The sequence below is a fragment of the Hoeflea sp. TYP-13 genome (assembly GCF_040932035.1).
Lineage (GTDB): Bacteria > Pseudomonadota > Alphaproteobacteria > Rhizobiales > Rhizobiaceae > Hoeflea_A.
The window spans coordinates 425,525-437,578 of the sequence record NZ_JBFRBB010000004.1 but is presented as its reverse complement, the minus strand read 5'-3'; the positions used below and the strand labels follow the sequence as shown (position 1 = coordinate 437,578).

At 60.3% G+C, this 12,054-nt stretch carries 10 protein-coding genes; 8 read left to right on the top strand and 2 right to left on the bottom strand.

Going from position 1 to position 12,054, the window contains the following annotated elements; translation table 11 throughout:
- Window positions 1-57: 57 nt before the first annotated feature.
- Window positions 58-396, top strand: a complete 339-nt coding sequence (locus ABVT35_RS22325) for a LapA family protein (protein WP_368469453.1) — start codon at window positions 58-60, stop codon at window positions 394-396.
- 18 nt (window positions 397-414) lie between these two features.
- Window positions 415-1,389, top strand: coding sequence for an ornithine cyclodeaminase family protein (locus ABVT35_RS22320; protein ID WP_368469451.1), 975 nt, complete (start codon window positions 415-417; stop codon window positions 1,387-1,389).
- A gap of 5 nt (window positions 1,390-1,394) precedes the next feature.
- Here the strand turns inward: ABVT35_RS22320 and ABVT35_RS22315 are convergent, their stop codons facing one another.
- Window positions 1,395-1,841, bottom strand: coding sequence for a carbon monoxide dehydrogenase subunit G (locus ABVT35_RS22315; protein ID WP_368469450.1), 447 nt, complete (start codon window positions 1,839-1,841; stop codon window positions 1,395-1,397).
- Between the two features lie 211 nt (window positions 1,842-2,052).
- On the opposite strand from ABVT35_RS22315, the gene ABVT35_RS22310 reads away from it, so the two are divergent.
- The 5 genes from ABVT35_RS22310 to ABVT35_RS22290 all read left to right on the top strand — a co-directional run bounded on the left by ABVT35_RS22310 (window position 2,053) and on the right by ABVT35_RS22290 (window position 6,479).
- Complete coding sequence (locus ABVT35_RS22310; RefSeq protein ID WP_368469449.1) at window positions 2,053-3,078, top strand: class I SAM-dependent methyltransferase; 1,026 nt, start codon at window positions 2,053-2,055, stop codon at window positions 3,076-3,078.
- Window positions 3,075-3,938, top strand: coding sequence for a TrmH family RNA methyltransferase (locus tag ABVT35_RS22305; protein WP_368469448.1), 864 nt, complete (start codon window positions 3,075-3,077; stop codon window positions 3,936-3,938). The genes ABVT35_RS22310 and ABVT35_RS22305 overlap by 4 nt, the downstream gene beginning before the upstream one ends.
- The gene (gene lspA, locus ABVT35_RS22300) at window positions 3,935-4,444 is read left to right on the top strand and encodes a signal peptidase II (protein WP_368469446.1); all 510 of its coding nucleotides are present in this window, start codon (window positions 3,935-3,937) and stop codon (window positions 4,442-4,444) included. The genes ABVT35_RS22305 and lspA overlap by 4 nt, the downstream gene beginning before the upstream one ends.
- A 32-nt stretch (window positions 4,445-4,476) precedes the next feature.
- On the top strand, window positions 4,477-5,472 hold the full coding sequence (locus ABVT35_RS22295) for an MDR family oxidoreductase (RefSeq protein ID WP_368469445.1): 996 nt from the start codon (window positions 4,477-4,479) through the stop codon (window positions 5,470-5,472).
- Window positions 5,473-5,663: 191 nt separating this feature from the next.
- A complete protein-coding gene (locus tag ABVT35_RS22290) occupies window positions 5,664-6,479 on the top strand; it encodes a GNAT family N-acetyltransferase (RefSeq protein WP_368469709.1) in 816 nt (271 codons plus the stop codon).
- A 73-nt stretch (window positions 6,480-6,552) separates the two neighbouring features.
- Here ABVT35_RS22290 and ABVT35_RS22285 read toward each other — a convergent pair whose 3' ends face one another.
- On the bottom strand, window positions 6,553-8,838 hold the full coding sequence (locus ABVT35_RS22285) for an NADP-dependent malic enzyme (protein ID WP_368469444.1): 2,286 nt from the start codon (window positions 8,836-8,838) through the stop codon (window positions 6,553-6,555).
- Between the two features lie 313 nt (window positions 8,839-9,151).
- On the opposite strand from ABVT35_RS22285, the gene mutS reads away from it, so the two are divergent.
- Window positions 9,152-11,860: a DNA mismatch repair protein MutS gene (gene mutS / locus ABVT35_RS22280; RefSeq protein ID WP_368469442.1), complete on the top strand. Its 2,709-nt coding sequence runs from the start codon at window positions 9,152-9,154 to the stop codon at window positions 11,858-11,860.
- The last annotated feature ends 194 nt before the right edge of the window (window positions 11,861-12,054 follow it).

Below are 12,054 nucleotides of genomic sequence, written 5' to 3'. Positions count from 1 at the left end.
CTGGCGCGTATCTGATTGCGGTGCTATTCGTGCCACATCTCAAAAGGTTCGGATGCGATGACCAGAAAACTGATCAACTTTATTATTCTAGTCCCGGTTGCGATCGTTCTGATTGTTCTTTCGGTCGCCAACAGGAATTTCGTCACCCTGGCGCTCAACCCCTTTGATCCCGGCGATTCGGTTCTTTCCGTCAGCGCGCCTTTTTTTGTGTTCCTTTTCATCGCCCTGATGATCGGCATGGTGGTCGGTTCACTCGCAACCTGGTTCAAACAGGGCCGGTACCGCAAACAGGCGCGCAAGGAGGCCAAGGAAGCGGTGCGCTGGCACACGGAAGCAGACAGGCAGCGCGAGCGAGCTGAATCGGTTACCAGCGGCAAGTCGCTGACATCGGCGTAGCCCTGCGGACCGCACAATATGAAAATCATATCCGCCGACCAGGTCGACAGTCTGCTCGACTTTCCGATGCTTATCGATGAACTGGCCCGCGCTTTTTCCGGCGGCGTGCGCGCGCCCGTGCGTCATCACCATACGGTGGAGCGTCCAAAAGGCGCTGACAGCACCATGCTTTTGATGCCCGCCTGGAGCGATTTTGCGCAGGACGGCTTCGAGGGCGACGGGTTCATGGGCGTCAAGATCGTGACCGTAAGCCCGGACAATAACCTTGTCGGCAAACCTGCGGTCATGGGCGTGTATCTTCTGTCCGACGGGAAAACCGGCGAACCGCTGGCCCTTATCGACGGCCAGAAGCTGACCCTGTGGCGCACGGCGGCGGCCTCGGCTCTGGCCGGGCGTTATCTTGCGCGGCAAGGCGCTGCATCGATGGCGATGATCGGCGCCGGCAAGCTGGCGCCCTATCTCATCCGCGCCCATGCCGCCGTTCATCCGATCCGCCAGGTTACCCTGTGGAACCGGAATGCCGAAAACGCCGAAAAACTTGCCATGGAACTTGCAGGAGAGGCGTTTGAGGTCACGGTGAGCGAAGATCGCGCTGCAGCGATTGCCGACGCCGACATCGTTTCAGCGGCTACCATAACGTCGCAGCCGCTGATCGAGGGCGCGTGGCTGTCGCCGGGAACCCATCTCGATCTGGTCGGCGCGTTTACACCGCAATTGCGCGAAAGCGACGACGAGGCCGTGCGCCGTTCGACACTGTTCGTCGATACATTTGGCGGCGCGCTCAAGGAGGGCGGCGATATCGTCCAGCCGCTGGAGGCCGGCCTGATCGACAGGTCCGATGTTGTCGCCGATCTTGCCATGCTGTGCAAAGGCGAGCACGCCGGCCGTTCAGACCCGGATGAGATCACCCTGTTCAAATCGACCGGCGCTTCACTTGAAGATTTTGCCGCCGGATGTCTTGTGTGGCAGCGCCTGGCAAAGCCGACCGGCTGATCGTATCAGGAGGCGTTGCCGACCACTTCGCCGAAACTTGCGAAAAACTGACCAGCCAGTTTCTTCGACGTCGAGTCGATCAGCCTTGAACCCAGTTGTGCGAGCTTGCCGCCGACCTGCGCCTTGACGTCATAAGTCAGGATTGTCTCGGCGCCGTCCTCGCGCAGAACCACATCCGCACCGCCCTTGGCGAATCCGGCAATGCCGCCCTTGCCTTCTCCCGTGATGGTGTAGCTTTCCGGGGCGTTGATGTTTTCAAGCGTAACGGCGCCCTTGAAGGTTGCTGACACCGGCCCGACTTTCAGTTTTACCGCCGCCGACATTTCGTTGTCCGATATCATTTCCAGAGACTGGCAGCCGGGAATGCATTGCCGCAGGATCTCCGGATTATTGAGCGCTGCCCATACGACGTCTCTTGATGCGGCGATGCGTTCTTCACCATTCATTTCCATGTGACTGTCCTTCCCTCTGCGCCGGCCATTCGGACCTGGTATCTTGCTGGTTAACCTATGCCGCGACAAAACGCCTTTGCCAAGGGGGACTCTAGTGCTATTTGCTTGCAGCAGCAGAGCGGTGCCGACGGAAAACTGAACGGACGATTTCTTGAAAGAAAAACAACGGCGAAACCCACAGCGCAAGAAACAAGGGCCGAAGGGCAGGACAATGCGAGCCGGGAACCGGGAACCTGTCCGCAGGGCCGAAAAAACGCCCCGCAAGAATGCAGGTCAACACCCATCGCCGGCAAATGCCCAGAGCCTTTCCGCACCGGACCGGCCACCGCGCAGCGGCGAGCGACCGGCTGAGAACATTCCGGTCATACTCGAAACGGCCGCAGCCGAGGGTTTTCGCCTCATCGACAGCGGCAACGGCGAAAAGCTCGAGCGATATGGCCCCTACCGCATCGTGCGCCCGGAGGCGCAGGCACTGTGGCCGCGGGCCTTGGGCGATGCCGACTGGTCGGACGCCGACGCAATTTTCACCGGCGATACGGACGAAGATGGGCTGGGGCGCTGGAAATTTCCCGCAACGCCCCTGGGCGAGACCTGGCCCATGCGGCTCCTGGATGTCGATTTTTACGGGCGCTTCACGTCATTTCGTCACGTTGGGGTTTTCCCGGAGCAGATGGCACACTGGCGCTGGATGCAAGACCGGATCCGCTCCAGCGACCGGACGCTGAATGTGCTCAACCTCTTTGGCTATACGGGGGTTGCCTCACTGATCGCGGCGGCAGGCGGCGCCGAGGTGACCCATGTCGACGCATCGAAGAAAGCCATCGGCTGGGCGCGCGAAAACCAGGCACTGGCAGGGTTGGAGGACAAACCGATCCGCTGGATATGCGATGACGCTATGAAGTTTATCGCCCGCGAAGAGCGGCGCGGCAACAGCTACGACATCATATTGACTGATCCGCCGAAATTCGGCCGCGGACCCAATGGCGAGGTCTGGCAGCTCTTCGACCACCTGCCGGCAATGCTCGATATCTGCCGTTCGATCCTTAGCCCGCAGGCGGTTGCGCTGGTGCTGACGGTCTATTCCATCCGGGCGTCCTTCTATTCGATACACGAGCTCATGCGCGAGACGATGCGCGGCGCCGGCGGGTTGGTGGAATCGGGCGAACTCATTCTGCGCGAGCAATCGGCCGGACGGGCCCTGTCGACATCCCTCTTCAGCCGCTGGGTGAACCCATGACGCACAACAATCCCGGCTCCCACACAGACCGCAAGCCACGTGTCGGTCAGGTCAAGGAAATCACCAGCCTGAGCAATCCGATCATCAAGGATATCCGCGCGCTGGCTCTGAAAAAGAACCGCGACCGCACATCGAGTTTCATGGCCGAGGGGCTGAAGCTGATTATCGATGCGCTGGATCAGGACTGGCATATCCGGACACTGATCTATTCGAAAGCGGCCAAGAGCAATGCGGCGGTCGAACAGGTGGCAGCACGGACCGTCGCTCATGGCGGGCTAGTGCTAGAGGTCTCCGACAAGGTACTTTCGGCAATCACACGCCGGGACAACCCCCAAATGGTTTGCGGTGTGTTCGAACAACGCTATGCCGGGCTCGAAGATCTGCACCCAACTAGGGATGAGACCTATGTGGCGCTCGACCGGGTGCGCGACCCCGGCAATCTTGGCACCATTATCCGCACGGCCGACGCCGCCGGGGCAAGCGGGGTTATCCTTGTCGGGGATTCGACGGATCCGTTTTCGCTGGAAACAACACGCGCCACAATGGGATCGATTTTTGCGGTTCCGGTGACGCGAACCGACATCGGTGGATTTTTGAAGTGGTGCAACGGGCAGGATGCCCTTCTCGTCGGCACGCATCTGGCCGGTGCCGTCGACTATAGAACGATTGACTATGGGGCGCGGCCGACCATTGTGTTGATGGGGAATGAACAAGCCGGCCTGCCGACAGCACTTGCGGAGCGGTGTGATAGACTGGCACTCATTCCACAGAGCGGCAGGGCTGATTCGCTTAACCTTGCCGTTGCAACTGGCATTATGCTGTTTGAGGCCCGTCGACACTTGCTGGAGGTTCCACGATGAAAGCCGTACGGTCACTGTTTTCCCGCCCCCGCTATGCCATGGGGCTGGTTGCCGTGCTGGTGGCGCTTGATCAGACCATTAAGTGGGCTGTAGAGAAATATCTGCCCTTCCAGGAAATGGTCGATATCCTGCCGGTGCTTGCTCTGTTTTATACCCGCAACGAAGGCATCGCATTTTCCATGCTGACCTGGATCGGTGAAAAGTGGCTGATCGCCCTGATGCTCCTGGTAATCGGCTTTGTGGCCACACTTTGGGCCAGAAGCACTCCGCAACGGTGGGTCAGTCAGATCGGATTCGCCTTTATTGTCGCCGGCGCCATCGGCAACCTGATCGACCGGGCAATGCATGGCTATGTCGTCGATTACATACTTGTCCACACCGCCACCTGGTATTTTGCCGTTTTCAACCTTGCCGATGCTTTCATTACCGTCGGCGCCGCCGCGATCATTGTCGACGAGATCTTCGGCAAGTGGCTCTACCCGGCTGAAACCGGCGGAACCGAATAAAGCTAAACGCCCGCTCAAGAGGAGGAACCCCGATGCAAGAACCGTTCAAGGCCATCGTCATTTCACGCGACGAGGACAAGGTACAAAGTGTCGATATCAATGAAATCGGCATGGATGACCTGATGGACGGTGATGTCGTGGTCGAGGTCGAGGCGACAACGGTTAACTACAAGGACGGGCTTGCGATAACCGGCAAGGCGCCGGTTGTGCGCCGCTGGCCCATGGTGCCGGGCGTCGACTGCGCAGGAACCGTAGTCGAATCCACACATGACGCCTTCAAGGCCGGCGACCATGTCATCCTCAACGGATGGGGCGTCGGCGAAACCCACACGGGCGCCTATGCGCGCTATGCGCGGCTCAGCGGCGACTGGCTTATCAAGCGGCCGGAAGGGATCTCAGCCCATGATGCCATGGCGATCGGCACGGCTGGCTATACGTCAATGCTGTGCGTCATGGCATTGCAGCGCTATGGCCTCAAGCCCGACGATGGTCCGATCGTCGTGACCGGCGCCAATGGCGGCGTCGGCTCCGTTGCAATCTCCATTCTGTCGAAACTCGGTTACGAAGTGATCGCATCGACCGGCAGACCCGAAGAGGCCGATTTCCTCAAATCGCTTGGCGCAAACGAAATCATCGACCGCAACGAACTATCCGAACCCGGACGGCCGCTTGGCAAGGAACGCTGGGCCGGCGGTATCGATTCGGTCGGCAGCACCACACTTGCAAATGTTCTCGCGATGACGCGCTACGGCGGCGGCGTGGCGGCCTGCGGGTTGGCGCAGGGCATGGACCTGCCGGCCACGGTCATGCCGTTTATCCTGCGCGGCGTCGCGCTGCTTGGCGTCGATTCGGTGATGGCGCCGAAACATCTGCGCGAGGAGGCGTGGGGCCGGCTGGCGAGCGATCTGGATTTCGACAAATTGCACACTCTATCGAAAACAATCGCGTTTGATGATATTATTCCTACGGCAAAGGCCCTGATTGACGGGAAAATCAGGGGCCGCGTCGTAGTTGATATGGGCGGGTAATATATACAATAAGGTGAAAAAATCACACCTCGGCAACTCTTCGTGGTACATAAGTGGCTGGATGTCACTGCTTTGTCGTATAGTTCTGATTAATGGGCATCAAGACAGTACCAGAGAGTTGATTTGCCATGACACTGAACATGCGCGGAACGCCGGCCAACAAGGCCGCAGCGCCGCGACCGGCACTTGATATGACGCAGGGCGAAACCGCTGTACTTGGCCGCATAGGCCATCTGGAGACACGGTTGGCAGCGACGCCATCGGAGATTGCCGCCGCCCAGGCCGTGCGTTTCAACGTGTTTGCCAAGGAAATGGGCGCCGCCCTGCCGCCCGAATCGATGCGGTGCGGCCGCGATATGGATGCATTCGACGCGGTCTGCGACCACCTGCTGGTTCTCGATCACTCGATCGTCGGGGACCCTGAAAAACAGATCGTCGGCACCTACCGCCTTCTGCGGCAGGAAGTGGCGCGCGCCAATGACGGGTTTTATTCAACCTCCGAATTCGCCATCGCCGATCTTTTAGCCCGCCACCCGGAAAAACGTTTCATGGAACTCGGGCGTTCCTGCGTGTTGCCGCAGTACCGCACCCGCAGGACGGTTGAGCTCCTGTGGCAGGGCAACTGGGCTTATTCGCTCGAACACGGAATAGATGCCATGTTCGGCTGCGCCTCTATGCCCGGAGTTCAACCGGAAGCGCATGCACTGCCGCTGTCATTCCTCTATCATAACTGCCTGGCAAGCGGCATATGGTCCGTCAGCGCCCGACCGGAACTCTACAGCAATATGGATCTTATGCCGAAGGAAGCGGTGGATATGCGCGGAGCCATCAATTCCATGCCGCCGCTGCTCAAGGGTTACCTGCGCCTCGGCGCAATGATCGGCGACGGGGCGGTGATCGACCGTGCTTTCGGCACGACGGACGTCATGGTCGTGCTGCCGATCGCCCAGATCAACAATCGCTACATCAATCACTACGGCGCGGATGCGAGCCGGTTTGCTTCATAAAACAAACTTAGAGTGGAACAGAAAAGGCGGGTGCCCGAGGGCACCCGCCTTTTTCTTTCAGTGCTTTTGACCGCTAGCTGCCGACATTGTAGGCGGCAAGCGCCGCCATATTAACGATGTCGGAATCGCGCGCGCCCATTGAGACGATCTGAACCGACTTGTCCAATCCGACAAGCAGCGGGCCGATGACCGTCGATCCGCCAAGCTCCTGTAGCATCTTGGTCGATATGGAAGCCGAGTGGAATGCCGGCATAACCAGCACGTTTGCGGTGCCCGACAGGCGGCAGAAGGGGTATTGCGCCATAACGTCGGCATTGAGCGCCACGTCGGCCGCCATCTCTCCGTCATACTCGAAATCCACGCGCCGCTTGTCGAGAATATTGACGGCCTCCCTGACCCGTTCGGCTCGTTCGCCGGGCGGGTGCCCGAATGTCGAATAGGCGAGCATGGCGACCCGCGGTTCGTAGCCGAGCCGCCGTGCAACGCCGGCCGCCTCCTCGGCGATATCGGCAAGCTCTTCGGAATTAGGCATGTCGATCACGGCGGTATCGGCGACCAGAACGGTGCGCCCACGGCACAGGGCCAGCGACACGCCGATCACCCGGTGTCCCGGTTTAACGTCGATGCAGCGGCGAACATCGTCAAGCGCTGTCGAATAGTTACGCGTCGTACCGGTCACGACTGCATCGGCATCGCCCAGCGCCACCATGCAGGCGGCGAAATGATTTCGATCGGTGTTAATCAACCTCTGGCAGTCACGGTAGAGATAACCTTTGCGCTGCAATCGCGCGTAGAGGTATTCCGTATAGGCTTCAAGCCGCCGGGACACGCGCGCATTGACAAGTTCGATCTCGGGCTTTTCGAGATCGATGCCCGCCTGTTTTGCCATCTGCTCCATCTGCTCGGTCCGACCGAGCAAAATGGCCGTGCCCAGACGCTGGTTCGCATAGGAAACGGCCGCACGCATGACATGTTCTTCTTCGCCCTCGGCAAAGACCACCCGCCGCGGCTGGCGGCGGACGCGCTGGTAGATGCGCTGCAGGGTCGAGGCGATCGGATCGCGGCGCGCCGAAAGCTCGCGGCCGTAGGCCTCAAGGTCTAGGATCGGCCTTTGCGCGACGCCTGAATCCATCGCTGCGCGCGCCACGGCGCGCGGCACGTCGCTCAAGAGGCGTGGATCGAAGGGAACCGGGATGATATATTGCGGGCCGAAACGCGGACGATTGCCGCGATAGGCTGCCGCCACCTCATCGGGCACGTCTTCGCGCGCAAGGCTCGCAAGCGCTTCCGCCGCGGCTATTTTCATCGCGTCGTTGATGGTCGATGCCCTGACATCCAGCGCGCCGCGGAAAATATAGGGAAAACCAAGGACGTTGTTGACCTGGTTGGGATAGTCGGAGCGGCCGGTCGCCATGATTGCGTCGTCGCGGATACGGGCGACTTCCTCGGGCGTGATTTCCGGATCCGGATTGGCCATCGCGAAAATGATCGGGTTTTTGGCCATGGAACGGACCATGTCTTCGGTCAGCGCGCCCTTGACCGACAGACCAAAGAACACATCCGCACCGTCCAGGGCCTGATCGAGCGTCCGTGCCTTGGTCTTGACCGCATGGGCTGATTTCCACTGGTTCATGCCTTCTTCGCGGCCCTGGTGGATCACGCCCTTGGTATCGCAGAGGATGATATTCTCGGCTGCAAAACCCATCGATTTGATGAGTTCCATACAAGCAATGGCCGCAGCCCCCGCACCGTTGCAGACGAGTTTGGTCGTCTTCATGTCGCGGCCGGTCAGGTGCAACGCGTTGATGAGCCCGGCGACCGCGATGATGGCGGTGCCGTGCTGGTCGTCATGGAAAACCGGAATATCCATGACCTCGCGCAAGCGCTGCTCGATGATGAAACAGTCCGGCGCCTTGATGTCCTCAAGATTGATGCCACCGAAGGAGGGTCCGAGCTGGCGCACGCAGTTGACGAATTCATCGATATCTTCGGTGCCAACCTCAAGGTCGATGGAATCAACGTCGGCAAAGCGTTTGAACAGCACCGCCTTGCCTTCCATCACCGGCTTCGATGCCAGCGCTCCGAGATTGCCGAGACCCAAAATCGCCGTACCGTTGGAGATCACACCCACCAGGTTTCCGCGTGCCGTGTAGTCGAAGGCACGGGAAGGGTCGTCGGCAATCGCCTTGACGGGCACTGCGACTCCCGGCGAATAGGCAAGCGACAAATCCCGCTGGGTCGCCATTGGCTTTGTTGCGTTGATTTCCAGTTTTCCGGGCCGGCCGCGCGCGTGAAATTCCAGCGCTTCCTGCTCCGTAATGGTCGACATTGTTTGAGACGATTTGTCGGTTCCCGGCATATTTCCTAACCTATTGTGGGCGAACGGCATTCGCGGCGCTTGCCCTGTTGTTTTTGCTGTCCGTGCACCGTTAGGGTGCGAGCGGCGCCATGTAAAGTTCGTCAACGAAGATGCAGCTTAACGAATTGGTTGAAAGTGCCAACCGGCAAAGCCAGGAAATTGGCCTTGGGCAATTTCGCCCGGCCGGGCAAAATGGGCGATAAACGCAACCTTTTGCCGGTTTCCGGCATAAAAAACTGGATAACAACGATACGGAATTGTCGCGACCGGATGAATCGATATAAGCGCAACTATGACCGCCGGAATGGAATGAATGCTGACCACCGCAAAACTCGCCTCGGCTGAAAGCCGGGCCTCGGCGACGCCGATGATGGAACAGTTCATCGAGATCAAGGCGGCCAACCCGGACTCACTGCTGTTTTATCGCATGGGCGATTTTTACGAGCTGTTCTTCGGCGATGCCGTGGAGGCATCGAAGGCACTCGGTATTACGCTCACCAAACGCGGCCAGCACCTGGGTGAAGACATACCGATGTGCGGCGTGCCGGTGCACGCAGCCGACGACTATCTGCAAAAGCTGATCGCACACGGATACAGGGTCGCAGTGTGCGAGCAGACAGAGGATCCGGCAGACGCCAAGAAGCGCGGCTCCAAGTCGGTCGTCAGGCGCGACGTCGTGCGGCTCGTCACGCCCGGAACGCTGACGGAAGAAAAACTGCTCTCGCCGTCGGAATCCAATTATCTGATGACTCTGGCCAGGGTCAAAGGCATGGCGCAGGGCGGCTTTGCCCTCGCCTGGGTCGATATATCCACCGGCACCTTCCGCCTGGCCGAAACGACGGCAAGCAGGCTTGCGGCCGACGTCATGCGGGTGGACCCGAAGGAGCTGATCGTTTCGGACCGGGTCTTTCATGACGAGGAACTGCGGCCGGTGTTCGACATGCTCGGCACGATCGTTTCGCCGCAGCCTTCGGTCCTGTTCGACAGTTCCAGCGCAGAAGGACGCATCAGGCGGTTCTTCGACGTTTCGACCCTTGACGGTTTTGGAACCTTCTCCCGCGCCGAGCTTGCGGCAGCGGCGGCGGCCATCGCCTATGTGGAAAAGACCCAGCTTTCGGAGCGGCCACCGCTTAGGCGCCCGGAACGCGAAACGGCAGGCTCTACTCTGTTCATCGACCCGGCGACGCGCACCAATCTGGAGCTGCTGCGCACACTTTCCGGCGACCGCAAGGGCGGATTGCTTGCCGCCATAGACCGCACGGTCACCGGCGGCGGCGGACGGCTGCTGGCCGAACGGCTTATGTCGCCGCTGACCGATCCGGACGCCATCGGCGAAAGGCTCGACGCGGTGTCGTGGTTCCTGTCGCAGGCATCGCTCGGTGAAAGCGCGCGCGAGACGCTGAAATCAGCGCCGGATATGCCGCGCGCGCTGTCGCGCCTGGCACTGAACCGGGGTGGGCCGCGCGATCTCGGCGCTATTCGCCAGGGGCTGGAAACCGCCGGACTGCTCATTGAGTTCTTCAGCAACGCCGATCTGCCGGCTGAAACCTCCCTGGCGGTCGCCAGCCTGAGGCAGCTTCCGGACGATCTTGCGAAAATGCTCGACGCGGTTCTCGGCGAGGAACTTCCGCTTATGCGCCGGGACGGTGGTTTCGTGCGGGCAGGCTATCATGACGAGCTCGACGAGATGCGGGCGCTGCGTGACGAGTCGCGCAAGGTGATCGCTGGCCTGCAGGCGCAATATGCGGACGAGACCGGCGTCAAATCACTGAAAATAAAACATAATAATGTTCTCGGCTATTTCATCGAAGTGACTGCCGGCAATGCGTCTGCATTGACCGAGGGCGACGAAGCCAAGGCCCGCTTTATCCATCGCCAGACCATGGCCAACGCCATGCGCTTCACCACAACCGAGCTTGCCGATCTTGAAAGCCGCATCGCCAATGCCGCCGATCGCGCCCTGACGATCGAATTCGGCATCTATGACGAAATGACCGCAGCGGTCGTTGGCGCCGCGGAGGCCATCACACTGGCGGCCAATGCGCTTGCCGTGCTCGATGTTTCGGCAGCGCTTGCCGTTCTTGCGGAAGAGCAGGGTTATTGCCGGCCCACGGTCGACACCTCCATGGCATTCCACATCGTTGCGGGGCGCCACCCGGTAGTCGAACAGGCGCTGCGCCGGCAGTCGGAGGGCCCGTTTGTCGCCAATGACTGCGACCTTTCTCCGGCAAATGAGGCGTTTGAAGGCGCCATCTGGCTGCTGACCGGGCCGAATATGGGCGGCAAGTCCACCTTCCTGCGCCAGAATGCGCTGATCGCAATCATGGCGCAGATGGGGTCTTTCGTTCCGGCCGGCAGCGCCCATATCGGCGTCGTCGACCGGCTGTTTTCGCGCGTCGGCGCTTCCGACGATCTTGCCCGTGGCCGCTCGACCTTCATGGTGGAAATGGTGGAAACGGCGGCGATCCTCAATCAGGCGAGCGACCGTTCGCTGGTGATCCTCGACGAAATCGGCCGGGGCACCGCGACCTTCGACGGCCTGTCAATCGCCTGGGCGGCTGTGGAACATCTGCACGAGGTCAATCGCTGCCGCGGTCTTTTTGCTACCCATTTCCACGAACTGACGGTGCTTTCCGAAAAGCTCGGGCGGCTCGCCAATGCTACCATGCGGGTCAAGGAATGGGAGGGCGAAGTGATCTTCCTGCATGAGGTCGGTCCGGGCGCTGCCGACCGCTCCTACGGAATCCAGGTGGCGCGGCTGGCGGGCCTGCCGGAATCCGTCGTGGCGCGCGCCCGCGATGTGCTGAGCCAGCTCGAAGAGGGCGAACGCAAGAGCCCCGCCCATCAGCTGATCGACGATCTGCCGCTGTTTTCTGCCGAGATAAGACAGGAAGCGCCGGCAAAATCCGGGCCTTCCGCAGTCGAGGACGCCCTCTCGGAGCTCAATCCCGACGACATGACGCCCCGCGACGCGCTCGAAGCGCTTTATGCGCTGAGGCAGAAGCTGGAAGACGGTAAGTAGCGGACGATTGACGGAAACAGATACAGTGTCCGCGCGCCAATGACGGCAATGCGAACAAACGGACATCGGGTTGTGGTGTGCAAACACCCACAGGCTCCCCATAGAGGTCGGCTGGGACCTGGCGTCACACACCCACAAATGAAGTGCATCTGTCGGATTGAACGGACAGGAAATGCATGACGCGTTGAACGACG

Excerpts from the sequence above, each read along its gene's own strand:
- lspA (WP_368469446.1), top strand. The coding sequence starts at position 3,935 with ATGAAAGCCGTACGGTCACTGTTTTCCCGCCCCCGCTATGCCATGGGG.
- ABVT35_RS22285 (WP_368469444.1), bottom strand. The coding sequence starts at position 8,838 with ATGCCGGGAACCGACAAATCGTCTCAAACAATGTCGACCATTACGGAG.
- ABVT35_RS22290 (WP_368469709.1), top strand. The coding sequence starts at position 5,664 with ATGACGCAGGGCGAAACCGCTGTACTTGGCCGCATAGGCCATCTGGAG.
- ABVT35_RS22315 (WP_368469450.1), bottom strand. The coding sequence starts at position 1,841 with ATGGAAATGAATGGTGAAGAACGCATCGCCGCATCAAGAGACGTCGTA.
- ABVT35_RS22325 (WP_368469453.1), top strand. The coding sequence starts at position 58 with ATGACCAGAAAACTGATCAACTTTATTATTCTAGTCCCGGTTGCGATC.
- ABVT35_RS22295 (WP_368469445.1), top strand. The coding sequence starts at position 4,477 with ATGCAAGAACCGTTCAAGGCCATCGTCATTTCACGCGACGAGGACAAG.
- ABVT35_RS22305 (WP_368469448.1), top strand. The coding sequence starts at position 3,075 with ATGACGCACAACAATCCCGGCTCCCACACAGACCGCAAGCCACGTGTC.
- ABVT35_RS22320 (WP_368469451.1), top strand. The coding sequence starts at position 415 with ATGAAAATCATATCCGCCGACCAGGTCGACAGTCTGCTCGACTTTCCG.
- mutS (WP_368469442.1), top strand. The coding sequence starts at position 9,152 with ATGCTGACCACCGCAAAACTCGCCTCGGCTGAAAGCCGGGCCTCGGCG.
- ABVT35_RS22310 (WP_368469449.1), top strand. The coding sequence starts at position 2,053 with ATGCGAGCCGGGAACCGGGAACCTGTCCGCAGGGCCGAAAAAACGCCC.